The sequence below is a fragment of the Pseudoalteromonas sp. R86517 genome (assembly GCF_042466295.1).
GTDB lineage: Bacteria > Pseudomonadota > Gammaproteobacteria > Enterobacterales > Alteromonadaceae > Pseudoalteromonas > Pseudoalteromonas atlantica.
In genome coordinates this window covers 3,493,962-3,517,521 of record NZ_JAXHCB010000001.1, presented here as the reverse complement: position 1 = coordinate 3,517,521, position 23,560 = coordinate 3,493,962, and the positions used below count along the sequence as shown (strand labels likewise).

Sequence of the window (23,560 nt, the reverse complement as noted above, 5' to 3'; positions counted from 1 at the left end):
TGCATGAGCGATATCTCTGCACGTTTAGCCACTGAGCTAAATGCACAACAGCAACAAGTTGTTGCTGCTACAAAATTACTTGATGAAGGCGCAACGGTTCCTTTTATTGCGCGTTACCGTAAAGAAATTACCGGTGGATTAGACGACACGCAATTACGCCTTTTAGAGCAACGTTTGTCGTACTTGCGCGAGCTTGAAGAGCGCCGCAGCTTTATTTTATCAACCATCGAATCGCAAAATAAATTAACGCCAGCACTTAGTGCCGATATTACCAGCGCACAAAGTAAAACTGAGCTTGAAGATTTATACCTTCCTTATAAAGCTAAGCGTCGTACCAAAGGGCAAATAGCCATTGAAGCAGGCCTTGAGCCACTTGCCAATGCGCTATTTAACGATGCAAACTTAGAGCCAGAGCAACAAGCGCAGCAGTTTATAAATGCCGACAAAGGCATTGCTGATACCAAAGCAGCCCTTGATGGCGCTAAATTTATTTTAATGGAACGCTTTGCAGAAGATGCCAAGTTATTAGCTAAATTTAGAAGCCACATTAGCCAACACGGCGCTATACAAAGCACACTTATTGACGGCCAAGAGCAAGCCGGTAGCAAATACCGCGACTACTTTGACCATCAAGAACCTCTTAAAAAGGTCCCTTCTCACCGCGCGCTTGCTATGTTGCGCGCGCGTAACGAAGGTATTTTACAGCTGAGTATTAACCCAGAGCCAAGCAGCGAAAATGCAGCCCAGCTATGCGCGCAAATGATTGCTGATCACTACCGCTTAGATGTGAAATATAAAGCAGCTAGCGCATGGCTATTAAGTGTTGTGCAGTGGGCATGGAAAATAAAGCTTGGCCTACACCTAGAAAATGAATTTTTAGCAGCTATGCGAGAAAAAGCCGAAACCGGCGCTATAGATGTATTTGCTAAAAACTTAAAAGACTTACTTATGGCCGCCCCTGCTGGGCCACGTACCACGCTTGGTCTAGATCCTGGTTTGCGAACTGGCTGTAAAATTGCCGTAGTTGATGGCACAGGTAAATTGCTTACAACCCAAACTATTTTCCCCCACGCACCACAAAATCACTGGGAAAAATCATTACGAACATTAGAGCAACTATGTCGCCAGCATAAAGTAGAACTTATTGCGATTGGTAACGGAACCGCATCACGCGAGTCTGACAAGCTAGTAGGCGAACTTATTAAGGCCAATGCTGAGCTCAAATTAAACAAAATTATGGTAAGCGAAGCCGGCGCGTCTGTTTACTCTGCGTCTGAATTTGCAGCGAATGAATTTCCTAACTTAGATGTGTCTTTACGTGGCGCGGTATCTATTGCGCGTCGCCTGCAGGACCCACTTGCCGAGCTTGTTAAAATTGAGCCAAAATCAATTGGTGTAGGCCAATACCAGCACGACGTATCGCAAAGCCAATTAGGCCAAACACTAACCGCAGTGGTAGAAGACTGTGTAAACTCTGTGGGTGTTGATTTAAATATGGCCTCGGTACCGCTTCTTACTCGCGTATCGGGGTTAAATAAAACCTTAGCGCAAAATATAGTAAATTACCGCGACACTAACGGCACGTTTACTAAGCGTAGCGAACTTAAAAAAGTTGAGCGTTTAGGACCAAAGGCGTTTGAACAAGCAGCAGGCTTTTTGCGTATTAATCAGGGTAAAGACCCACTTGATAACTCATCAGTTCACCCTGAGGCTTATCCTGTTGTTAAACTTATTTGTGAGCGTAACAACCTTGATGTAAATAGCTTAATAGGCAATAGCGAGTTTTTAAATAAGCTGGTTGCTAATGACTACACCGACGAGAAGTTTGGTTTACCTACCGTTACCGACATCATTAAAGAGCTAGATAAGCCAGGGCGCGATCCTCGTCCTGAGTTTAAAACTGCTGAATTTAAAGCCGGTGTAGAAAAAATCACAGACCTAAAACCCGGTATGATTTTAGAAGGTGTGGTTTCTAACGTTGCTAACTTTGGTGCGTTTGTTGATGTAGGTGTTCACCAAGATGGCCTAGTGCATATTTCGGCAATTACTAATAAGTTTATCTCTGATCCGCGCGAAGTAGTAAAAGCCGGTGACATTGTAAAAGTAAAAGTGGTTGAGGTAGATGCCCCACGTAAACGCATTAGCTTTACTATGCGCTTAGATGATGAAATAGACACAAGCAATAAACCCGCTGCCGCGCCACAAAAGCAACGCAGTAATCAGGGCCAGCAACCGCGTGCAGCAAAACCAAAGCGCGATAACGGTAACGCCATGATGGGTAATGCCTTTGCCGATGCATTTGCTAATGCAAAAGTAAAAAAATAATACCCTTTTGCTTCAGTAAGTGATGTCTCCTCAAACTAAAAAGCCGCTCATTGAGCGGCTTTTTTAATTATGCTTAGCTGGTTTTAACCAAACGCAGAAAAACCACTCTCGTTTTGGGGTGAGCTAGTCATTTGATAAAAATTAGCTATACGGCCAGCTCGTGCGTCTACTTCTGGGTCGCGTGATTGCTCGGTATTAGTATCGTTTTGAGACTCAGCAGTGCTGGTTTCGTTTATTGATAACGCACTTTGTGGCTCTTGTGCTTGCGCTTCATCGTCAGCAGGGGCTGATAATTCAGCTTGCGCTGCGGCCATTTTTTGGGTTGCATCAGCGGCAATAGCTCTATCGGCACTAGAAGGTTCAGCAGGGGCAAGTGCGGCTGCACGTACCGTTTGCATTTTATCTATAGTGGCTTGCGGATCGCCGGGGATTTCAGATACATCAATTTGTACCTCACCGCCAACAGCGTAATTAGTGCCATCTGGTCCACGTTGGTATTCATAACTTGGTGAGCCTGCATACTGACCACCCACCGATGCATGAGCTTGTTCGTGCACACGCACTTCAGTATCGCGCGCTTTAAGCTCTTCGATTTGCTGTTGTTCTAATTCTAGCTGTTGCTGATCTTGCTCTTCTTCGGGGGTGTCTTCGCTTGCTTGTTGGTTTTGTTGCTGTTCGCTATCTGAATCTTCGCTGCCTTGCTGGCGCTGCTCAACAGCTTGCTCATCACTGAGTTTACCGGTTGCATCATAGGTGGCGGCTTCTGCACTGCTTGGCAGTTTTGCTTTATCAGCATCGCTTTGTGCTTTGGTTTCGGTATTACTGGCGCTATTGGGTGCAGGGGCAGGAATAACTTCGCGCAGTTGGTTGTCACGCCGAGCGGTTTCCGTATAAACATTGGCAGTGTTTATATTGATAGACGGAAATGGCGTGACAATATTCATAACGTTTAAACTTTAATATCGATTAGCGTACCAAGCACTTCATCTGCAGTTTGAATAGATTGCGTGTTTGCCTTGGCATTAAACTCTTCAACTTTTAAATTAACAAGCGCTTCGTCAACCCGGGCTGGTTGTGCAACAGGCGCTGTTACAGCCTCTTCAGGTCGCGCAGCTGTTAACTGGCGCTGTTGGGCTAGTTGCGTATCGTCTTGCTCTTCAATGGTGGCACGGTTTATCTCTGCGCTTGCTCGTTCTATACCTTGGCTTGCACGATTAAACCCTTCTACACCACTATTAAATACTGAACCAATAGCCATGCTGTACCTCCAAAAAATAAATATTGTTTAATTATCGCTCACTTCATGGGCAAAATAAAGCTTTAAACAGTACCTTTCTTTAGGCTATTTTAAAGCATTGATTTAACGGCAGATAAAAACTCTTTTTTATGAGAAATAAACGGTGCATGGGAGGCTTTGTCTAGTACTTCGTATTCAAACTCAGTATTTAGTGCTGCCATTTTATTAATTGCTTTGTAAGGTACCAGCGCATCTAAACGGCCAAATATCGCTTTTACAGGCACTGGGCAATGCGCAAATACATTGCGTAAATCATCATTTTGTAAAATATTTAAGCCCGCACTTAATGCCTCACTTTTAGGCGCGCTGTACTGATTTAGCAAGTGCTTTAGCTGCTTTATATCATCGCGTGCCGACTCACTACCCATGGCCTGAATAGCTAAAAAGCGCTCTATAGTTTTTTCTCGGTGATTAACTAATTGCTCTTTAAATTGCTCAAGCACGCTGGTTTTTATTCCGGGCCAATCATCTGCCTCGGCAAAAAAAGGGCTTGAGGCAACTAAAATTACTTTTGCTACTTTATTTGGCCAATGTTTAGCAATATAAAGTGCAAACAATCCTCCTAGCGACCAGCCCATTACAATAGAGCCAGGGCTAAGTTGCTCGCTTACGATTTCAGCCGCATCGTGTAAATTATAAGGGCTTGGGCAGCTATTGCTGTTGCCAAAGCCAGGCAGGTCAATACTGCGCACCGAGCCACTGTATAAAAGCGTTAACTCTGGCTGCACTAATTGCCATACGCCTTGGTTCATGCCCCAACCATGTAATAAAACTAACTCGCTTTGCATATTTGCCTAACCTTAACCAAACTTAGCCACATCATAACGCTTACATTGACGAAAGCAACGCAAGGAGCAGCCAATGCAACACTCATTTTTTAATTGGTTATTTCCCTCTTATTGCGTGCAATGTCAGGGAGTTATTAGTGCTCAAGAGGGGTTGTGCGACTATTGCTTAACGGATTTAGGCGTGTTTGATTTAAATAAACACAGTAATTTATTGCACCGCCCGGATATTGTAGAAATGTTTCCGCATTGCGAATTTGATAAGCTCTTTGCCTGTGCTTTTTATCAGCCCCCTTTTGAGCATTGGCTTAAACGGCTCAAATTTAATAATCAAATTCACTATAAAAAAGCATTGCAACAAGTAATTAAACGCCAGCTAACGGTGTTTTTTGAAAATTTAACTACCCAGCCCGACATAGCGATTATTTTACCTTTGCACCGAGGGCGCTTTTTAACGCGCGGGTTTAATCAGGTAAGCCAAGTGTGGCAACCGTGTTTGGCAAAACATATTTGTATAAGTAATGCGCTAATACGCAATAAAGCCACGCAAGCACAGTCACAATTATCAAGATCCAAGCGGATTAAAAATGTAAAAAATGCCTTTGTATGTACACAAGATATGAGCGGTAAAACGGTGGTTATTGTAGATGATGTAATGACCACAGGCGCCACGCTCAACGCGGCTACCCGAGTATTAAAGCAAGCGGGCGCTAAACAAGTCTGGGCTTTTGCTACATGTTTAACGCCACTTTAAAGGTGTAGTTAATCACCTCTTACTCTAAATGTGTGGCCAAAAAATAAAGCATTACTGAGTAATCGGCTTGTGCCGTACCAGTATCCTCTAAATACAGGGTTATCTGTCATCGCAATAACACTGCCACGCCCGTATGAGTGGGCCATCATGGCTGCTGCACCGGCAATTTGCTGCTCATTTACACCATCGGTAAACCCTGCTAATAGTGGTTTTTGCGGGTAAGTGAGTATGTTTACAAACGGGGCGGATGATTTTTCTAATAACCAGGTACTATTTTTAAATACAGGCAGCGTTTCACGATTAAGTGAAAATGTTAGTGGATGCGTGGTGTCTACATCGGTATTAAAAATAGCGCCGGCTATACGTTGTCGCCCTGCTAAATGGTCTTTATCTGCGTAATTTAGCCCTTGAGTATTAAAAGCGCTGGCTACATCTTGCCTAGATAAATAATTAGCCTTAAGTAATTGCTGATCAGCTAAAAATTTAGCGCCGCCTTTGTGGCCCCAAATTACGCCGCCTTTTCTTACCCAGCTTTTAATAGCAACTTTATCACTATCGGGTAAGCCCGAATAATTGCCATTAGCTAGTACAATGTGGCTGTAATTATTTAAATCTAGGCTACCTAAACGCTCCATTTCTACTATGGTCGGAGAAATACCAACAAAGCGGTCAAGGTAATACCATACTTCACCCGCTTCGTATTGGCTTACGCCTTTACCGCCCACAAGCAGTACTTTTGGCTCGTTTAATACCGCCATAGTGCGCGAGCCTAAATCGGCGCCTTTCCCTGTAAGGCCCGTGGTAATAGGCTTTATCGCAATACCAAACTGGGTTTGAGCATCGTTTAAAATAGCCACCCAATCAGGGTTTGTTTGCAGCCCTGCGGGGACAATAATGCTGCCAGGTGCAAAGTCTATTTCGGTGGTGCTGCTTTTAGCTGTTAAGGCGCTTAACGCGACACGCGCTTTAATGCCTTGCTTTAGCAAGCTATTTAGCATTTTAGGCGCTAAGTAATCGTCCCAGGCAAAGCCAAATGCATAACTTTGCTTTAACGCAGCAAATGATGGTTTAACTGCTCTTTGCCACGCAGTGCTGGCTACTTCTAAGCCCCAACTACTTTTTACTTGTGCAAACTCTAAATTAAAAGCGTGGGCGAGTGTCCAGCCCGACACATCATAAAATGTGTTATCGGCAAAACTTTTTTGCTCACTAAAAATAGCTTTTACTAAACGAAACTGTGGCTGAGCTAACGGCACAAAATAACTCTGGGTGCTAAAGTTTTTGCCATTGGCTTTTAGCGCTTTTGTAAGTGGATAGGCATTAATTTGATGCTGCTTTAACAGGTTTAAAAATAGTTTAATCCGGGTGTTGTCTTTAGCGCCCTCAACCACATAGCCTTCAAAACTTTCATCATGTGCTAAATCAACTGCTTGGTTATAAAATTTAGCCTGATAGGTTAATAGCGCCTCGCGGTTATCTACAGCTGCTTTAAAGGTTGATAGGCTTGTTAATAACTGATTTTTAATAGTAAAAGGAAACGTAAGCGTACCATTTATGGTTTCTTGTACATGCCCACGTGAGCTGGCTTGCTCAAATAAAATACCTATACCGCCGTTTACATCGGGGTAGGTTGAACCCTTGCCGTAATAAAAGTCGTCAAAGCTTTCTTCGGTAAAATAAAGGGCATTATTTTTATCTAAAGTTTTAGCATGGTAATTGGCTATAGCTTTAGTAAGTGTTACGTTTTCATCTGGGGTAATTGGGTGCTTGCGACTGGCAATGCCAGGTTGAAAAAAGTAGCTGCTGTTTGGGCCCATTTCATGAAAGTCAGTAAGAATATTTGGCTTCCATTGATGAAATTTAGCAATGCGTGCACGCGACTCTGGGTGTTGTAGTAACAACCAATCGCGGTTTAAATCAAACCAATAGTGATTTGTACGACTACTTGGCCAGCTTTCTACGTGTTCACGCGTTTTAGGGTCGCTTGATAAGTTCATCCCCCGATTACTATTAGCCCAATTGGCAAAGCGAGCCAAGCCATCGGGGTTGAGTGAAGGGTCGAGCAAAATAACGGTATTATTTAATAGTTTTTCTATTTCTGGGCCTTGCGCTGCAGCAAGGTAATACGCAACCAATAAAGCGGCATTGCTGCCTGATGACTCATTGCCATGCACACTGTATCCCATCCAAACTACAGCAGGCTCATTTTGTGTGTTTTTAGCTTGCTCACTGTTTGTTAAACGGGCTAAGTGCGCTTGGCGAATTTGCTCTAAGTTAGCTAGTTTTTCAGCGCTGCTAATACTTAGCATCACAAGCGGACGTTGCTCGTGTGTGCGCCCTATTACTTCAAAATTTATACGATTACTTTTTTGCGCTAGAATTTCCATGTAACGCACCAGTTGGTCGTGCCTTACATGCCACTCACCTACTTCGTAACCAAGTACGTCTTGTGGGGTGGGTATTGTTTTATCAAACTCTACATCTTGTTCAAAATAATACGAAAGTGGTTTTGCCATACTTGAAAAGCTAAGTATTGCCACCATTATAGTTACTATCCAGCGCATATAAATCACTCTAAAAATGTTTGTTATTTGCACGCTAGCATTGCTTAAAATAGATGCCAACTTTTTACGCTCAACACTAGCCGCAACACGATGAGCGGAGTATGATATGCAGTATCCGAGTAATTTAGTCAAGTATAGACGGTTTTATGATTTCTATTTCCGAAACAGCACAAGCGCATTTTGCTAAACTTTTAGCAGATCAAGCACAACAAACTAATATTCGTGTGTTTGTTGTAAACCCTGGTACATCACAAGCGGAATGTGGTGTTTCTTATTGCCCAGAAGACGCCGTAGAAGACAGCGATATTCGTCTTAACTTTAATGGTTTTGATGCCGTAGTAGATACAGAAAGCGCTCCTTTTTTAGAAGAAGCTGAAATTGATTTTGTTACCGACAAAATGGGCACTCAGTTAACTTTAAAAGCGCCTAATGCAAAGGCACGTAAACTAGGCGATAACGCATCGCTAAATGAGCGTGTTCAACACATGCTAGAAACCGAAGTAAACCCGCAGCTAGCTAACCACGGTGGCCAAGTAAGCCTAGTTGAAGTAACCGCTGAAGGTATTGCAGTACTTCAATTTGGTGGTGGTTGTAATGGCTGTTCTATGATCGATGTAACGCTTAAAGAAGGCATCGAGAAAGAAATGATTGCAAAGTTTGATGAAATCACCGGTGTTGCCGACATTACCGAGCACCAGGCGGGCGATCACTCTTATTACTAAGCAATAATGTTAAAGCCGCTTATTTATCGCTTAGGGAGTAACCCTAAGTTGAGTTTAACGCGCTTTTTTCGCGGCTTAGCACTGTTTGTGCTAGCCGTGATATTTATTGCCCTTGGCTACTACACTCACTTTAGTTTACAAATTATAGGTGTAGTTATTTTAATCCCGGCATTATTTTTTGCTGCATGGGGTTATAGCGGTATTTTTGCCAATCGTTTCTCGCAAGTTTTAAAAGATATGGGGCCAAAAGATCACGACCCCGACCTATGGAAATGACACATTCGCTTAATCTAGCAGCTGATTAGTTGCTTTTAACTGCAAATACTTAATAATTAACGTAACGCCGCGCATAAGCATAAAGCAACTCATAGCCAGCCATAACGCATTATTTTGCCACTCTATAAACACCCAAAACACCCCAAAAAAGCCAACTGCAGCCGAAAGAATCATACTGTTACGCATATTTTTTGCCCGTGTAAGCCCTACAAATACGCCATCAAACAAAAAACAGCTCATTGCTAACATAGGCAATACTATTACCCACGGTAAGTAATTTGTCGCAGCTTCTATCACCTCGGGTACATTGGTTAAAAGCTTAATAATAGCGCTGCCAAACACAGCAAAAAATACGCTGTATAACACGCCAAAAAGCATTCCCCAAAACACACTTATTTTTACCCATAATCTAATGTTATTAACGCTTCGCTGGCCTTTAGCTTGACCAACTTTGGCTTCGCTTGCATAGGCTATTCCATCAAGTGCAAAGCTTACTAACATTAAAAAATTAAGTAACACGGCATTTGCTGCAAGCGTTGTTTCGCCTATGCGGGCGCCATAAAAGGTCATAAAGCTAAAGCATAATTGCAAAATTAAAGAGCGAATAAATATATCTCTATTTAAACTAAGTAGCTCTGCCATTTTGCTAACACTGAGCCAGTTGGGCACGCTTAGCTCCACGCCTTGCTTTTTAGCGAGCTTAATCACTAGTAGCAACGCAAAAGCCAACGCGCTGTAATCTGCAATTAACGACGCCCACGCTGCTCCCGCTACTGCCCAGTCTAAATACACCACAAAATATATATCGAGCACTATGTTGGTAATATTGGTCACTAGCAGCAAGTAAAATGGCCCTCGCCCATAATGTACGCCAAGCATCCAGCCAAGCAGCACTAAATTACAAAGTGCGGCAGGGGCACTAAATATACGAATACTAAAATACTGATATGCTTGAGCAAGAACCTCACTATTTGCGCCTGATAAAAATGCAATGGCTTGTTTTATCAAAGGCGATAAGGCAATAAGCGCTAACGCCACACACACGGCAAGTAATAAGCTGCGTTTTAAAAGCGCTGCTAACTGTGTTAAGTTATTTTGCCCGTATGCTTGGGCCACTAACCCTGTGGTGCTCATACGTAAAAAACCGGCGAGCCAAAATAAAATAGAAATAACAGCTGAGCCAAGTGCGATGCCCGCTAAGTAATGTGCGCTACCTAAGTGGCCAATAACAGCGGTATCAACAATTCCTAACAGTGGGACAGTAATATTTGATAATATCATTGGACCCGCTAGCAACAGCAAGCTTTTATGGTGTGCCTTATTATGTTTAAGAAATTGTTTCATTTAGTTTTAATTACTCTCATTTGTTTATCAGTACGTGCTCATGCGGCGGTTATTTTACAGTATCACCATGTAAGCGAAACCCTTCCGGCTGTGACCAGTGTAAGCGCAAATACGTTTACCAAGCATTTGAGCTACTTAAAAGAGCATAATTTTAATGTTATTGCACTAAATGAGCTAATAAGCGCTATACAACAAGGCAAAACCTTACCTGAGAAAACAGTCGCTATCACCTTTGACGATGGTTACAACAATAACTACGAACAAGCAGCGCCTATTTTAGAAAAATTTGGTTATCCCTATACTATTTTTGTAAACCCTACCCTTATTGATAAAGGCAAAGGCTACGTAATGGGGTGGGATAAATTAAAAGAGCTCGCAGGCAAAGGGGCGTTAATTGCCAATCACACTGCTCAGCATGACTACCTGCCTATTAAGCTAAAAGATGAGAGCGATGCACAGTGGCAAGCACGTATTAAACAAGATATTTTGCATTCTCAACAGCGTATTAAAGAAGAAATAGGCCACGATTATAAATACCTAGCGTACCCGTATGGGGAGTTTAATAACAAACTACAAGCGCTTGTAAAAGAGCTTGGCTTTATTGGCATTGGTCAGCACTCAGGCGCTGTAAATAAAAACGCTAACTTTACCCGCTTACCGCGTTTTCCAGCCTCTGGCTTTTACAGTAAATTAGATACGTTAATTACAAAATTAAACTCTCGGGCGTTTAGTATTAAAAACCTAGATTACCAAGACAGTGTAACCTCACAAAACCCACCAACGCTCAGCATTGAGTTTGAAATGGGTGATTTTCATAAAAGTCAGTTTGCGTGTTATGTATCAAGTGTAGGGCAGGCTAAGTTAACTTGGATAAACGACACAACTGTAAAAATTGATTCGCCAAAGGCGCTAAATAAAGGCCGTTCACGCTTTAATTGTACCGCCCCTTCTATTGAGCACCCTGGTAGTTACTATTGGTTTTCGCAGCCGTGGGTTATTCAGTAGCAATTACACCTTTATAGCCTGATGCAATAAGCGTTGGGTTACTTTATCAAGCGCAACAATTTCGTGAGCGGCGCCTAAATCAACCGCCGCTTTGGGCATTCCCCACACCACAGAAGAAAACTCATCCTGTGCAATGGTGTAACCACCCGCTTGTTTAATGCTAAGTAAGCCCTTTGCTCCATCGCTCCCCATACCGGTTAGTAACGCTGCCACAATGTTTTTTGCGCCGCACTCAAGTAACGAGTTAAATAATACATCTACTGCCGGTTTATGGCGGTTAACAGGCTCAGAATCATCAAGCTCGCAATATAAACTTGCCCCTCTTTTTTTTATGCTTAAGTGCAAACCACCTGGGGCTATATAAGCCCATCCCGCAGTGAGCTTGTCGCCGTGCTGCGCTTCTTTTACGTTAATTGCACAGGTGCGGTCCATACGCTGGGCAAACGAGGTACTAAATACCGGAGGAATATGCTGGGTAATCACAATCGCAGGGCAATTGGTCGGCATTTTTATAAGCACTTCTTTTATTGCTTCTGTGCCCCCTGTTGAAGCCCCTATCGCTATTACCTTGTTTAATAAAAATTGTGCATTGCTAGGTAAAGGCTCGCTCACTGTGCTTACCTTTTTAAAACTTCTTACCCTTGCACCTGCCGCCACACGCACTTTTTGCTGCACAACATATGCATATTGACTCATTTGCTGCTTAACATTCACCGTTGGCTTGGCAATAAAATCCACGGCACCAAGCTCAAGTGCTTCTAAGGTGATAGGCGAGCCTTGCTGGGTTAGTGTAGAAATCATCACAACGGGCATAGGTCTTAAGCGCATTAGGTTTCTTAAAAAGCTAATGCCGTCCATTTTTGGCATTTCTACATCGAGGGTAAGCACATCCGGATTGAGCAATTTAATCATTTCTCGTGCTTGATAAGGGTCTTCAGCACAGCCAACAACCTCGATATCGCTAGCCTGAGATAATATTTCGCTCAGCAAACGCCTTATCAGGGGTGAATCATCTATTATCAGAACTTTAACCATTACGGCTCCTAAAACAGCTCTATGTTAGTCTCGGTGGCTTTATCTTGTTGCTTAAGGTTTTGCAGGTAGCGCACTTCGCGTTTTTCAATTGTATTGTTGTGCAAATTCTTCAGCTTTTTTACGTGGACTTTGCCCGTATGCGGATGAAAAAAAATTTTTCGAGGCCACGGCCCCCCCATATCTTGTGCGACAAGATTGAGCGACTCTTCCTGAATATACGCATTGGCAAAGCTAATATTACCTATCCCTATGTCGGTCATTGCGCTAATTATTTTGCCGCCACCAAAGAGTTTTATTTTTAAATTTTTTCGCGCAGCACCACCTTTGAGTACTTCGTTGATCAGGTATTCCATTGCCCAATTTCCGTAGCGGCAGCTCAAACTATGGGCACTGTTTAATTCTAGGCCTTTTTTTACCGGCAACATAAAATGATTTACGCCACCTATACCGGCTTTTTCATCGTAAACACACGCGGCTATACACGACCCAAGCACTGTAGAAATAAGCTCATCATTTTTTGATACATAAAATTCGCCAGGTAATATTTTTGCCACCACGCTTGTGCGCCCTGCATCCCAGTAACGTTTTATATGTTCAAACCCTGGGAGCACCGGCCTAAACTGTGCGTGCATTGTGTTGCTTTTGATACATGGTTTTCCCTAAATTTTTAAACTCAGAATGCTCTTTTCCCATACTCTCTGAGTGCCCTAAAAACAAATAACCGTCACGATTAAGTGCATTTGCATAACGTTTAAACAAGGTGTCTTTTGTTTCTTTATCAAAATAAATAACCACGTTACGACATAAAATTAAGTCAAACTGCCCTTTCATGGGCCATTCTTGTAAAAGGTTAAGGCGTTTAAAAAAAATGTGCTTATTTAACTGTGGTTTTACTTTATATGTTTGCCCATCTTTGCTTTTTAAAAACCACTTTTTAAGTACATTGTTTTCTAAGCCATTTACATTAGCCGCGGTATAAATACCCGCTTGTGCTTTGGCTAATACATTAGAATCTAAATCGGTTGCTAAAATTTTTACATCCCAAGAACTTGGGAATAAACCGGCAAGGGTTATTGCTAAGCTATAAGGCTCTTCGCCTGTAGAGCAACCCGCTGACCATACGCGTACTCGTTTTGTTACTTTGTTACTGCTAAGTAACTGCGGCACTATGGTGTTTTTTAAAAACTCAAAGTGGTGGGGTTCTCTAAAAAAGGAGGTTAAGTTAGTGGTAATAGCATTAATAAATGCGTCAAACTCAGCCTCTTTATTATTGTGTAAGTACTCTAAGTATTGAGAAAAGTTTTTAAGTTTATGCTCTCTTACCCTTCTTGCTAAGCGGGAATACACCATTTCGCGTTTATGATCGCCAAGCACAATTCCGCACGCGTTATAAACTAAAGTGGCAATGTCTTTAAAATCTTTATCGGTACATAAAAATTCTTTCATTGTCATACCATCCCTTGTAAAGCAGGCTTGCTAGGGTATTAACTAGCAAGCCAGTAATGACTAAAACTCTTCCCATTCATCTGCTGAGTCTATAAAGTTTTCGCCTTTGGGTTGGGTATTTTTTAAATAGCCACTAGGTTGGCGCGCAGGGGGCGCTGAGCGTTCAAAGTGTGTATTTGGCAATGTGTTCATGCCTTGCTGCCCGAGTGAAAAAAAGTGCAATAACTGACGCATCTCGTTTGCTTGCTCAGCCATTGACTCGCCCGCCGCAGACGCTTCTTCTACAAGGGCCGCATTTTGCTGGGTCATTTCATCCATTTGGGCAACCGCTTTATTAACTTGCTCAATACCTGCGCTTTGCTCTTCAGAGGCTTCGGTTATATCCGAAATCATTTGCGTAACACGTTGTACGCTTGAAACAATTTCTCTGAGTGTTTCGCCCGACTCATTTACAAGCACAGAGCCATCGGTCACTTTTGCAACGCTGTCTCTAATAAGCTCTTTAATTTCTTTGGCTGCTCCAGCTGAGCGCTGCGCTAAATTACGCACCTCACCAGCAACAACGGCAAAGCCACGGCCTTGCTCACCCGCTCTAGCTGCTTCAACGGCGGCGTTAAGTGCCAGTAAATTAGTTTGAAAGGCAATTTCATCAATCACGCCAATAATGTCTGCAATTTTTTTACTCGACTCGTTAATGGCCGACATACTCGTTACAGCTCTATTAACTACTTCACCACCTTGAATTGCTTTCTCGCAGGTTTCTTCGGCTAAATCGTTAGCGACTTTTGCGTTATCTGCATTTTGTCTTACGGTACTGGTCATTTCTTCCATACTTGACGCGGTTTCTTCAAGTGATGAAGCTTGTTCTTCGGTACGCTGGCTTAAATCGGCGTTGCCTTGCGAAATTTCCTCTGCGCCACTGGCTACTAACGTGGCCGATGAGTTAATTCGATTAATCACATCGGTCAATTTATCTGCTGTGGTATTAGCATCTTGCTTGAGCTTATCGAACGAGCCTTGATACTCTTTTTCTATGCGTTTTGATAGGTCACCATTGGCCATTGCATCAAGCATTTGCGCGGTATCACTAACGGCATCATCCACAATTTCAACTAAGCTGTTTAAGCCTTGCGCTAAGCGTAAGAAAAAGCCTTCTTTACCTTTTTCATCTACTCGGGTTTCTAAATCGCCATTACCTGCATCGCTGACTAATTGTGCAATTTCTTTTTCTATTGCAACTTCGCCCGTTCTATCTTCCCACTCAACTACGGTGCCTATGCGTTCTTGTTCTGGTGTAAAAATAGGGTTTGCAACTAAACCAAACGTGCGCCCGCCTACTTTTATTTCGGCTCGGTAAGTTGTTGTAAGCTTAGCTAGTAGGTTTTGTTGATGAGCCGGATTTTTATGGAATATATCAATGTTTTGCTGCATTAAATTGGTGCTATCAAAATTTGGCAGCTCCTTTTTCAAATCATCTTCGGCAATACTCATCATCGATTTAACCGCGTTGTTCATGTATACAATTACATTTGAAGCATCGGCTATCATGGTGTTTGTTGCTACGGTATCAAGGGCTTGTTTTACTCGTAAGTTTTCTTGTGCTTCAGCACGTTCTTGCTCTGCTTTTGCTACGCTATCGGTAATATCTTCCCACTCAACAATGGTGCCTAAATGCTTACCTTCATGGTTTATCCACGGTGTAGCAATTAAACTAAAAATAAGCCCCGCTAAACGTAACTCAGTTTTATAAGGTTGTTTTAAGTTTTTTAATAGTTCGCGTTGATGAGCTGGGTGCTTATGAAAATCATCAACACACGTGCCTATTAAATTATCAACAGAAAAACTAGGTAGCACACCTTGCAACTCAGTTTCTCGCGCTTTGAGCATTAACTTAACCTGATCGTTTACAAATACAATATTTAGGTCTTTATCGGCAATCATCACATTGGCTTGGCAAACAGTTAACGCACTTGCTAAATCGGCAGCCTTTTTAGACTCGCGCTCTAGCTGTTTTTGCGCGGTGATATCACTGGCGTATTTAATAACTTTATAAGGCTTGCCGTTTAAATCGAAAATAGGGTTATAAGAGGCTTGAATCCATATTTCTTGCCCTTGTTTGCCTATTCGCATGTACTCGCCCGAGTCGTACTCGCCTCGTCCTAACTTATCCCAAAATTGTTTATACTCGTTTGTTTTAGCGTATTCTGGGTCGACAAATAATTTATGATGCTGGCCTTTTATTTCGCTAAGTTGATAGCCTAAACCATTTAAAAAATTGTCATTGGCAGTAATAATTGTGCCATCAAGATTAAACTCAATCACCGCCTGAGATTTACTAATTGCCTCAAGTTGGCCTTGCGCCTCAGCGGCCTGCTTCTTTTGTTCGGTAATGTCGGTAGCAAATTTAATTACTTTTAGCACTTGCCCTTGGCTATCAATAATTGGGTTATAGGTAGCTTGGATCCATACCTCTCGCCCTCCATTAGCAAGACGCTTAAACTCATTAGAAATAAACTCACCACCGCGCAAGCGTTGCCAAAAATTTTTATACTCGCTGCTTTGTGCTTCGTCTGGTTCAACAAACATAGAGTGGTGCTGCCCTTGCACTTCCTCTAAACGGTATCCCATTGCATTTAAAAAGTTTGAATTAGCCGTAATTATTCTGCCACTGGGTTCAAACTCAATAACCGCTAATGATTTATTTAATGCATTAACGATTAAGTCATTACTTGATTCTGACTGCTTCGGATTACTAAACCATCCCATGCCCATCACCACCTTTATGTTTGTTTTTGTTGCTACATAGCGCTGTGGCTATATATCCATTGTTCTTTGTAAATCTATCAACGAGACCATTTTTTCGCCCACGTTCACCAACCCTGCGACATATTCACAATTACTCGAATCAGACAGGCTAGGGACGGGCTTGGCGTCTTGCTCTGCAATGCTGTAAACATCTGACACCGCATCTACTGCGATGCCCATTATTTTTGAATCGTTTTCAAAAATAACTTTTACAACAATAACAACTGTTAATGGCCCATATTCAGTGCTTGGCAGGCCAAAACGTAAGCGTAAATCTATTATTGGCACTATGGTGCCGCGAAGGTTTATCACTCCTTTAACAAAATCCGGTGCGTTGGGTAGTACGGTAATTTCTTCCCAGCTCCTGATCTCTTGCACGGTTAATATATCTACGCCGTATTCTTCGCCAGCCATAATAAAGGTTAAAAACTGCTTAACGCCTTGCTGTTGCCCTAAATCAATTTTGTTGTTTAGCTCGCTTTGCTCACTAATCATGAAGCCTCCAGAGGTGTTTTAGATTCTATGATTAGCTCTTGGCTACCTGGTTTTTTAAGCCCTGATAATTTTATTAAGCCGCTAATATCAACAATTAACGATACACGCCCGTCGCCTAAAATAGTTGCTCCAGACACCCCATCCACTTTTTGGTAATTGGCCTCTAAACTTTTTATGACTACCTGCTGCTGCGAAAGTAAGTCATCTACCAGCAAACCCACTTTTTGGTTGTCGGTTTCAACAACCACCAGCAAGGTTTTGTCTAATGACTCTATGGCGTTTTGATGATTAAAAATTTGATATAAGCGTAAAATAGGAATGTATTCGTCACGCAGCCTTAGTACATCTAAGTCTTTACCCACTCGGCTTACTTTAGTGATATCAATCTGTAGTGATTCAACAATAGAAATAAGCGGAATAATATAAGTATGCTGGGCAACTTTAACTAATTGACCATCTAAAATGGCAAGCGTAAGGGGCAGCCTAATTGTAAAGGTAGAGCCAACGCCAGGCGCTGATGAAACCTCAACCGAGCCATTTAAAGATTGAATATTGCGCTTAACAACATCCATTCCTACACCACGCCCAGATAAGTCGCTAACCGCATCGGCGGTAGAAAAGCCGGGCATAAAAATAAGCTCGTTAATTTCATCATCTGTTAAATTACAATCAGCGGTGATCAGCTCATTAGCAATGGCTTTTTCTTTAATTTTTTGCGTATTTAAGCCTTGCCCATCGTCCATTATTTCTATCACGATATTGCCGCCTTGATGAAAGGCATTTAAGGTCACAGTACCCACTGGGTCTTTACCTGCGGCAACCCGCTGTTCAATTGTTTCAAGACCATGGTCAAGCGAATTTCTGACAAGGTGCACCATAGGATCAGATATTTTTTCCATTACCGTTTTATCTAGCTCGGTTTGCTCGCCTAATAATTTTAACTCCACCTGCTTATTTAGTTTTTGCGCTATATCGCGCACTAAACGCGGAAACCGGCTAAATACAAAGTTAATCGGTAACATACGAATACGCATAACATTTTCTTGCAGGTCTCGGGTATTGTGCGCCAGTTGTGCCAAACCTTCTTGTAATGACGTAATGGTTGATTCGCTAATTTCTTGCTCGCTCAACTGATTTAACATGGCTTGTGTTATCACCAGCTCACCAACCATGTTTATTAACGAGTCTACTTTGTCTATTCCTACTCTTATGGAGGTAGACTCTGGTGCTGATGTTGGCTTTTTATCGGCTGTGGGTTTGCTTTTAGGTTTGTCGGGTGCTTTTTGAGCATCGCTAATAGGCGGTGTTTGAGCTGTGCTATCGCTGCTCTTTTCATCAGCGTTTGCGGTGTGAGAAGTGTCTTCATCAAATAACCCGCCACAGAGCTCTATTTTTATATCGGCATCATCTTCTACCCATTCAAATACCTCTTTAATGGCGGCTTCTTTTTCGCTGGTATTTAAAAAAAAGCGCCAGTGTAAATAGCACTCGTCACTGCTTAAATCTTTAATATCTGGGATATCGTCTAAAAATGCCTGTGTTTCAAGCTCGCCGAGTTCAGCTAATTCGCTGATCATAAATAAAGGCTCGTTGCCTGTTTTAAAAAGGTGATGATGCGGTTTAAAATCAATTTGAAAGGTATTTACCTCAGCAGCAACCGTGACTTCGCTTGCCTCGCTTGGGGCTGAATCGGCTTGCATTTCCAGTACAATTTCAAACTGTTTTTTTAAGGTTGCAGCGTGTGATAAATCAGGCTCTTGCTCTGCTTGCAGCTCACCGAGTAACCCACGCAAGCAATCAACAGCTTTAAGCAATAAATTAACGTGCTCGGTGGTGAGTTCGCGCTCACCTTGGCGTATTTGATCCAGTAGGGTTTCTAGCACATGGGTAAACTCAGCAACAGAGTTAAAGCCAAAGGTGCCACTGCCCCCTTTAATTGAGTGCGCAGCTCTAAAAATAGTATTTATTGTTTCTAAGTCTTCTTCGCCGGGCTCTAAATTTAATAGCTCGGCCTCCATTGTATCTAGGCCTTCAAAACTTTCTTCAAAGAACACTTCAAAAAATTGACTTAAATCTATACTCACGCCGCACTCCTCAGTTAACGAATTACTTTTTTAAGTACCGCTAGTAACTGATCCGGGTTGAAAGGCTTTACAATCCAGCCTGTTGCGCCAGCTGCTTTACCTTCTACTTTTTTATCTAATCCTGACTCTGTGGTTAGCATAAGTAGCGGCGTAAATTTGTAATCAGGAAGGCCTCTGAGCTCTCTGATAAGTGTAATGCCATCCATAATGGGCATATTTACATCTGAAATTACCGCATCAAAACTTTGCTGCTTGGCAATCGCGAGGGCTTCGCTGCCATCTTTTGCTTCGGTAACATCAAAACCTGCGGTTTTAAGCGTAAAGCTCACCATTTGACGCATTGACGCAGAATCATCAACCGCTAAAATTTTCTTCATATAAACCTCTAACCTTTACTTTCAAGTGTTAAATATTGACTTAAGCCAAGTTGATTAATGGCGTTTTGAAGTGCATCACTGCTGCCTACCCATACAATTTTATGATGTATGGTAAGTAGGTGTTTTTGTAAGGCACACAAAAGTTGAATTGACGCGGTATCGGCTGAAACAACCTCACTGACATCTAAACAAATATCGTTGTTGCTATTGAGTTCTTGTAATAAATCTTGGTGAAGAGTCTCTACTTGCATAATCGCAAGTTCGCTTGGAAGTTTTAGCATTTTTTCAGGACTTTCCCTGTCAATTCAATTCATAACAAAAGCTTAGCCTTAGTTATTAAAATTGCCATAAAAGGCTCAAAAAAATTAATAAAACTTTTAAAAGTGGCGCTAAAAAGCAAAAAAGGAGCCTAAGCTCCTTTTAAAATTCGTGAAAAGTTTAAAACTAGTTTTTATAGTAATCCGCTATTTGTTTAAATTCGCTAATAAGTTGAGTGGTATTAATAAGGGGCACATTTCCTTGTTGGAATTCAGGCTTAAATATGGCTCTTACCGCTCCATTTGCATCAACTAAAGCCACCGAAGCACTATGATCGACCGCATATTCTGATTCTTGCGAGTCACTAATGGCATAAATTAGACCAAGCTCTCTAACCACCGGGAATAGGTTTTTGTGCTCACCCGAAACAGCTAAAAAGTCAGGGTTAAAATAATCAATATACGCTTTGCGTTTTACCGGCGTATCGCGTTGAGGGTCTACCGACATAAACCAAATTTGCAGTGGGTATTCGTTATGTAACTTTTTATACACGCTGTTTAGTTTAGCAAGCGTTAATGGGCAAATATCTGGACAACTGGTATAGCCTAAAAACACTAAGTTCCACTGCCCCAAAAATTGCGCTTTGGTGACTAACTCACCGTTTTGGTCGTTAAGAGTAAAATCAGAAAGAGGCTTTGCTTGCTCATACACTAAGGCTTGCACATCGGGTGCACTATTTTGCTCTGAGCAAGCGACTAATAAAAACGAAAAAATTACAACTAAGCTAATCCGTAACTGCTTCATAAAGGGAGCCATTTATCTATAAATAAGATCACGAAGAGTACCATTAAATGCACAATTGAAAAGCGAAATAAGTCCATTGCGGTGTCATCGCTAGGGGCTAATTTAAGCTTAACTGCTTTATACAAAAAGAGTGCGTTGAGTACACATGCGCCGACTAAATAAATACCGCCCGACATACCAATTAAATAAGGTAATACACATACAAGCGTCAGTAATATGGTGTAAGCCACAACACACGTTTTACAAAAGTCGATACCGTGAGTTACTGGCAACATAGGAATTTTAGCGCGTTCGTAATCGCTTTTGCGTGCTATTGCCAGTGCCCAAAAATGCGGTGGGGTCCACGTAAATATAATCATTACGAGTAACCATGGCGCGGCTGCCATTTGATTGGTTTCAGAAACCCAGCCCAATAAAGGCGGCATTGCCCCAGCTAAGCCACCAATTACAATGTTTTGCGGTGTGGCACGCTTTAAAAAAGAGGTATAAATAAAAGCATACCCAACTAATGCAAACAAAGTAAGTACGGCTGTTAGAGTGTTTGCCCAAAGCATTAGCATTATAAAACCAGCAACCCCTATCACGCCTGCAAAGCTTAGCGCATGGGTTTTACTAAGCCGGCCTTTGGCTACAGGGCGGTGGCGTGTACGCGCCATTTTTGTATCTATTTCGCTATCAACAACATGATTTATTACCGCCGCAGCGCCAGAGAGCAAACCAATGCCTAATAAACTAATAAATTGTACTGCAATGCCTCGCCCTACATCAGGCGCCAGTGCCAAGCCAACCCAAGCAGTAAGTACCAACATAGCCACTACTTTAAACTTGCTAATAGCTAAGTAATCTTGCAATAAATTATAAGCACGTTGAATAAAAGGGTGTGCGCTAATAACCTGTAGTTCTTTTTTGTCGAGTGTGAGTGCCATAATTATTCCCCTTTAAGTGCGTGCTTTTAGGTAGTAACACAACCTAACCATAGTCAATAACAAGATAGCTGCCATTAAATTGTGCGCCAGCGCTACCCCAAGCGGAAAGTGCCAATGCACCACCGCAAGCCCCAAACTAATTTGGCAAAGTAGCGCAACAAGCACGCTGACAGTACAGTGTTTTATTTTTGCAGATTGCGCCTGACTGTATATACGCCACATAATTAGCGCCAACACAATACATGTAACTAGCGCCCAAATTCTGTGTAGTAGATGAATAGACATACGCGCCTGTTGCGATAGCACTCCGTACTCATAATTACTGTGCTCAAGCGGCAGCTGAAACACACTACTGAGTGAAAATGGCTGCGCATAACTACACAGCGGTAAGCCATTACAGTGTGGCGCTGCATAATTTGCTGCAAGCCACCCACCTAATGCAATTTGAATAACCAACACAGCCAATGCAACTAAGCTCAATGAAAAATAGCGTTTAGCGCTACTATCTCCGCCCTCTATGGTTTTACTGGTTAAACGTAAGTATAAAAGAGTGATTAGCGATAAAATACTAAATCCCCCCAGCAAATGCCCCATTACAATGAGCGGTTGTAAGTTCATAGTAACGGTCCACATACCCAGCGCAGCCTGAAATATAACTAACAACAATAAGGCTAGCGGTAATTTAACCGGCGTGTTTGAGTAATGGCGCTTTACAAAAGCCAACACAAATAGCGCTAAAATAAGCAACCCCAGCGCGCCTGCAAAGTAACGGTGGATCATTTCTTTCCACGCTTTGGCGGTTTCAAACATCATATCTGGGTAACTTTGGGTAGCCAGTGCGATATCGGCTTCATGCTTTGGTACAGTTAAAAAGCCATAGCAACCGGGCCAATCAGGGCAACCAAGACCTGCGTCACTTAAACGTGTATAAGCACCTAGCCCTACTACTAACAGCGCAAGTAACCCCGTTGCAAGTACCCAGTTTTTATAATTTTTATACATAGGAATCTCCCATTAACAATGCGCTATTAATTAGCTTGAACGAGAATAATTAAGCAGTTTTTTTAAATCTTTTAATAAACCTTTTTGCACTAAACGGTTTTCTTGTGGTTGCTCTTTAAACGGATACTCAAGCACCACTAAACCCATATGATCGATTAAATATAGGCTAGCGGGCTGCAAATTTTGTTGCGCGTTAAAGGTTTTCCAAGGAATATTTTTAACTTTAGGCGCCCCCATTACAGCCATATCAACTTTGCCCTGATTTTTTCCTAAGGCGATATATAAGTTATCAAGCGCATTGAGCTGCTCATTGCACGAAGCATTACATTTATTGGAGTAATTAAGCGCAATTGTCCATTGCTTAGGGTTGTGCTGCTGCCAGTTTTCAAGCTTTACTTCGTGCTGTAAAAACTCGCCATTATTGGTAATGGCGCTCGGCAACCAGTCTAGTTTTAGCGCACCGTATGCAAGTACTAGCGGTACAGCGCAACATACAACAAACAAAACTAAGGGGTTATTTTTCATTGTTAGTCCTCTTTTTACTGGCAAAAATGGCCACCACTACACAGGCTAAGGCTATTAAAAACCATTGCACTGCATACGCTTGGTGCTTTTGCGGACTCATCACCACCGCTTTATAATGCGGTATAGCTAGCGCATCTCCAGCACCTTGACGATAAGCCATAAAATTAAATAACGATTGATTACTCTGCTCACTTAGCTTTTGTAAATCTATTGATTGAATTCGTCTTTGAAGGTCTTGTTTTGTCGAATTGGTTTGTAAGTTAAAGCTCGTTAAATTTCGCTCTTTTATCTGCGCTTTAAGCGTAATATTACGTTTAGGAAGTTGAATGTTAGGTAGTTCGCTGCGTGAAATAGGTGCTTTTACCCACCCTAAATTAACGAGTAAAGCGTCACTTGCTTGGCTTGGCTTAAATAACACCAATAAATCGTAACCAACTTGCCCTTGGTAAACTTGGTTATCTAAAAGCCAGTATTGCTGATTTATTATTTTTCCGACAAGCTTAACCACTACACCTGTTTTATTCCACTTTGAAGGCATTGCCTGTAATTGCTGCCAGCTCATTACGCCTTGGGTTTGCATGTTAGCTATAGCTGTTAACTGTTGCTGCTTTTGCTCAGCCCTTGCTAATTGCCAATACCCTAAACGTACACATACCAGCACCACAGCTACCACAGCGCAAAGTGCGATAAATGAGCTAAGCTTTTGTTTACGCCTTAAAATTAACTGCATA

The 23,560-nt window shown here is 42.1% G+C and carries 23 protein-coding genes; 5 read left to right on the top strand and 18 right to left on the bottom strand.

The features are described from left to right. Positions 1-3: 3 nt before the first annotated feature. Positions 4-2,325 (top strand): Tex family protein, encoded by a 2,322-nt coding sequence (locus SJY38_RS15915; RefSeq protein WP_377110173.1) that lies wholly within the window; start codon positions 4-6, stop codon positions 2,323-2,325. Between the two features lie 83 nt (positions 2,326-2,408). Here SJY38_RS15915 and SJY38_RS15910 read toward each other — a convergent pair whose 3' ends face one another. The 3 genes from SJY38_RS15910 to bioH all read right to left on the bottom strand — a co-directional run bounded on the left by SJY38_RS15910 (position 2,409) and on the right by bioH (position 4,410). After that, a complete protein-coding gene (locus SJY38_RS15910; protein WP_138579309.1) occupies positions 2,409-3,269 on the bottom strand; it encodes a putative metalloprotease CJM1_0395 family protein in 861 nt (286 codons plus the stop codon). Positions 3,270-3,274: 5 nt separating this feature from the next. After that, entirely contained in the window at positions 3,275-3,583 is a 309-nt protein-coding gene (locus SJY38_RS15905) for a hypothetical protein (protein ID WP_004588240.1), read from the bottom strand. Positions 3,584-3,672: 89 nt separating this feature from the next. Beyond that, positions 3,673-4,410 (bottom strand): pimeloyl-ACP methyl ester esterase BioH, encoded by a 738-nt coding sequence (gene bioH, locus SJY38_RS15900; RefSeq protein WP_377110171.1) that lies wholly within the window; start codon positions 4,408-4,410, stop codon positions 3,673-3,675. A gap of 73 nt (positions 4,411-4,483) precedes the next feature. Between bioH and SJY38_RS15895 the strand changes: the two genes are divergently transcribed. Next, entirely contained in the window at positions 4,484-5,161 is a 678-nt protein-coding gene (locus tag SJY38_RS15895; protein ID WP_377110170.1) for a ComF family protein, read from the top strand. Between the two features lie 8 nt (positions 5,162-5,169). Here the strand turns inward: SJY38_RS15895 and SJY38_RS15890 are convergent, their stop codons facing one another. Beyond that, entirely contained in the window at positions 5,170-7,725 is a 2,556-nt protein-coding gene (locus SJY38_RS15890; RefSeq protein ID WP_377110169.1) for a M14 metallopeptidase family protein, read from the bottom strand. A gap of 146 nt (positions 7,726-7,871) precedes the next feature. Here SJY38_RS15890 and nfuA point away from each other — a divergent pair, with 146 nt between their 5' ends. Beyond that, complete coding sequence (nfuA, locus tag SJY38_RS15885; protein ID WP_096042447.1) at positions 7,872-8,447, top strand: Fe-S biogenesis protein NfuA; 576 nt, start codon at positions 7,872-7,874, stop codon at positions 8,445-8,447. A 6-nt stretch (positions 8,448-8,453) separates the two neighbouring features. Next, complete coding sequence (locus SJY38_RS15880) at positions 8,454-8,723, top strand: hypothetical protein (RefSeq protein ID WP_029774191.1); 270 nt, start codon at positions 8,454-8,456, stop codon at positions 8,721-8,723. 9 nt (positions 8,724-8,732) lie between these two features. Here SJY38_RS15880 and SJY38_RS15875 read toward each other — a convergent pair whose 3' ends face one another. Further along, positions 8,733-10,004: an MATE family efflux transporter gene (locus SJY38_RS15875; protein ID WP_054983329.1), complete on the bottom strand. Its 1,272-nt coding sequence runs from the start codon at positions 10,002-10,004 to the stop codon at positions 8,733-8,735. Between the two features lie 42 nt (positions 10,005-10,046). Here SJY38_RS15875 and SJY38_RS15870 point away from each other — a divergent pair, with 42 nt between their 5' ends. Next, complete coding sequence (locus SJY38_RS15870) at positions 10,047-11,072, top strand: polysaccharide deacetylase family protein (RefSeq protein WP_286741747.1); 1,026 nt, start codon at positions 10,047-10,049, stop codon at positions 11,070-11,072. 3 nt (positions 11,073-11,075) lie between these two features. Here the strand turns inward: SJY38_RS15870 and SJY38_RS15865 are convergent, their stop codons facing one another. The 13 genes from SJY38_RS15865 to SJY38_RS15805 form a co-directional block, all read right to left on the bottom strand. After that, positions 11,076-12,107, bottom strand: coding sequence for a chemotaxis response regulator protein-glutamate methylesterase (locus SJY38_RS15865; protein WP_055255281.1), 1,032 nt, complete (start codon positions 12,105-12,107; stop codon positions 11,076-11,078). Between the two features lie 8 nt (positions 12,108-12,115). Further along, positions 12,116-12,739 carry a chemoreceptor glutamine deamidase CheD gene (gene cheD / locus SJY38_RS15860; protein ID WP_029774194.1) on the bottom strand — a complete coding sequence of 208 codons (624 nt, stop codon included), beginning with the start codon at positions 12,737-12,739 and terminating at the stop codon, positions 12,116-12,118. Continuing rightward, positions 12,723-13,553, bottom strand: a complete 831-nt coding sequence (locus tag SJY38_RS15855) for a protein-glutamate O-methyltransferase CheR (protein WP_286741748.1) — start codon at positions 13,551-13,553, stop codon at positions 12,723-12,725. The genes cheD and SJY38_RS15855 overlap by 17 nt, the downstream gene beginning before the upstream one ends. Before the next feature lie 60 nt (positions 13,554-13,613). Continuing rightward, on the bottom strand, positions 13,614-16,319 hold the full coding sequence (locus SJY38_RS15850) for a methyl-accepting chemotaxis protein (protein ID WP_121638242.1): 2,706 nt from the start codon (positions 16,317-16,319) through the stop codon (positions 13,614-13,616). A 48-nt stretch (positions 16,320-16,367) separates the two neighbouring features. Continuing rightward, positions 16,368-16,853, bottom strand: a complete 486-nt coding sequence (locus tag SJY38_RS15845; protein WP_004588228.1) for a chemotaxis protein CheW — start codon at positions 16,851-16,853, stop codon at positions 16,368-16,370. Continuing rightward, entirely contained in the window at positions 16,850-18,937 is a 2,088-nt protein-coding gene (locus SJY38_RS15840) for a chemotaxis protein CheA (protein WP_377110167.1), read from the bottom strand. Before SJY38_RS15840 ends, SJY38_RS15845 begins: the two co-directional genes overlap by 4 nt. A gap of 14 nt (positions 18,938-18,951) precedes the next feature. Beyond that, positions 18,952-19,314, bottom strand: a complete 363-nt coding sequence (locus tag SJY38_RS15835; RefSeq protein ID WP_029773320.1) for a response regulator — start codon at positions 19,312-19,314, stop codon at positions 18,952-18,954. Positions 19,315-19,322: 8 nt separating this feature from the next. Continuing rightward, a complete protein-coding gene (locus SJY38_RS15830) occupies positions 19,323-19,595 on the bottom strand; it encodes an STAS domain-containing protein (protein WP_004588224.1) in 273 nt (90 codons plus the stop codon). A 163-nt stretch (positions 19,596-19,758) separates the two neighbouring features. Beyond that, positions 19,759-20,376 carry an SCO family protein gene (locus SJY38_RS15825; protein ID WP_024033911.1) on the bottom strand — a complete coding sequence of 206 codons (618 nt, stop codon included), beginning with the start codon at positions 20,374-20,376 and terminating at the stop codon, positions 19,759-19,761. After that, the gene (cyoE, locus tag SJY38_RS15820) at positions 20,373-21,302 is read right to left on the bottom strand and encodes a heme o synthase (protein WP_289076102.1); all 930 of its coding nucleotides are present in this window, start codon (positions 21,300-21,302) and stop codon (positions 20,373-20,375) included. The genes SJY38_RS15825 and cyoE overlap by 4 nt, the downstream gene beginning before the upstream one ends. A gap of 12 nt (positions 21,303-21,314) precedes the next feature. Next, complete coding sequence (locus SJY38_RS15815) at positions 21,315-22,304, bottom strand: heme A synthase (protein WP_121638114.1); 990 nt, start codon at positions 22,302-22,304, stop codon at positions 21,315-21,317. 30 nt (positions 22,305-22,334) lie between these two features. Then, positions 22,335-22,829 (bottom strand): hypothetical protein, encoded by a 495-nt coding sequence (locus SJY38_RS15810; RefSeq protein WP_004588220.1) that lies wholly within the window; start codon positions 22,827-22,829, stop codon positions 22,335-22,337. Beyond that, positions 22,819-23,559, bottom strand: coding sequence for an SURF1 family protein (locus SJY38_RS15805; RefSeq protein WP_286741752.1), 741 nt, complete (start codon positions 23,557-23,559; stop codon positions 22,819-22,821). The genes SJY38_RS15810 and SJY38_RS15805 overlap by 11 nt, the downstream gene beginning before the upstream one ends. Position 23,560 lies beyond the last annotated feature (1 nt).

Bases quoted from the DNA above. Each gene is read 5' to 3' on its own strand.
- SJY38_RS15915 (WP_377110173.1), top strand. From the start codon at position 4: ATGAGCGATATCTCTGCACGTTTAGCCACTGAGCTAAATGCACAACAG.
- SJY38_RS15910 (WP_138579309.1), bottom strand. From the start codon at position 3,269: ATGAATATTGTCACGCCATTTCCGTCTATCAATATAAACACTGCCAAT.
- SJY38_RS15905 (WP_004588240.1), bottom strand. From the start codon at position 3,583: ATGGCTATTGGTTCAGTATTTAATAGTGGTGTAGAAGGGTTTAATCGT.
- bioH (WP_377110171.1), bottom strand. From the start codon at position 4,410: ATGCAAAGCGAGTTAGTTTTATTACATGGTTGGGGCATGAACCAAGGC.
- SJY38_RS15895 (WP_377110170.1), top strand. From the start codon at position 4,484: ATGCAACACTCATTTTTTAATTGGTTATTTCCCTCTTATTGCGTGCAA.
- SJY38_RS15890 (WP_377110169.1), bottom strand. From the start codon at position 7,725: ATGCGCTGGATAGTAACTATAATGGTGGCAATACTTAGCTTTTCAAGT.
- nfuA (WP_096042447.1), top strand. From the start codon at position 7,872: ATGATTTCTATTTCCGAAACAGCACAAGCGCATTTTGCTAAACTTTTA.
- SJY38_RS15880 (WP_029774191.1), top strand. From the start codon at position 8,454: ATGTTAAAGCCGCTTATTTATCGCTTAGGGAGTAACCCTAAGTTGAGT.
- SJY38_RS15875 (WP_054983329.1), bottom strand. From the start codon at position 10,004: ATGATATTATCAAATATTACTGTCCCACTGTTAGGAATTGTTGATACC.
- SJY38_RS15870 (WP_286741747.1), top strand. From the start codon at position 10,047: ATGTTTAAGAAATTGTTTCATTTAGTTTTAATTACTCTCATTTGTTTA.
- SJY38_RS15865 (WP_055255281.1), bottom strand. From the start codon at position 12,107: ATGGTTAAAGTTCTGATAATAGATGATTCACCCCTGATAAGGCGTTTG.
- cheD (WP_029774194.1), bottom strand. From the start codon at position 12,739: ATGCACGCACAGTTTAGGCCGGTGCTCCCAGGGTTTGAACATATAAAA.
- SJY38_RS15855 (WP_286741748.1), bottom strand. From the start codon at position 13,553: ATGAAAGAATTTTTATGTACCGATAAAGATTTTAAAGACATTGCCACT.
- SJY38_RS15850 (WP_121638242.1), bottom strand. From the start codon at position 16,319: ATGGGATGGTTTAGTAATCCGAAGCAGTCAGAATCAAGTAATGACTTA.
- SJY38_RS15845 (WP_004588228.1), bottom strand. From the start codon at position 16,853: ATGATTAGTGAGCAAAGCGAGCTAAACAACAAAATTGATTTAGGGCAA.
- SJY38_RS15835 (WP_029773320.1), bottom strand. From the start codon at position 19,314: ATGAAGAAAATTTTAGCGGTTGATGATTCTGCGTCAATGCGTCAAATG.
- SJY38_RS15830 (WP_004588224.1), bottom strand. From the start codon at position 19,595: ATGCTAAAACTTCCAAGCGAACTTGCGATTATGCAAGTAGAGACTCTT.
- SJY38_RS15825 (WP_024033911.1), bottom strand. From the start codon at position 20,376: ATGAAGCAGTTACGGATTAGCTTAGTTGTAATTTTTTCGTTTTTATTA.
- cyoE (WP_289076102.1), bottom strand. From the start codon at position 21,302: ATGGCACTCACACTCGACAAAAAAGAACTACAGGTTATTAGCGCACAC.
- SJY38_RS15815 (WP_121638114.1), bottom strand. From the start codon at position 22,304: ATGTATAAAAATTATAAAAACTGGGTACTTGCAACGGGGTTACTTGCG.
- SJY38_RS15810 (WP_004588220.1), bottom strand. From the start codon at position 22,829: ATGAAAAATAACCCCTTAGTTTTGTTTGTTGTATGTTGCGCTGTACCG.
- SJY38_RS15805 (WP_286741752.1), bottom strand. From the start codon at position 23,559: ATGCAGTTAATTTTAAGGCGTAAACAAAAGCTTAGCTCATTTATCGCA.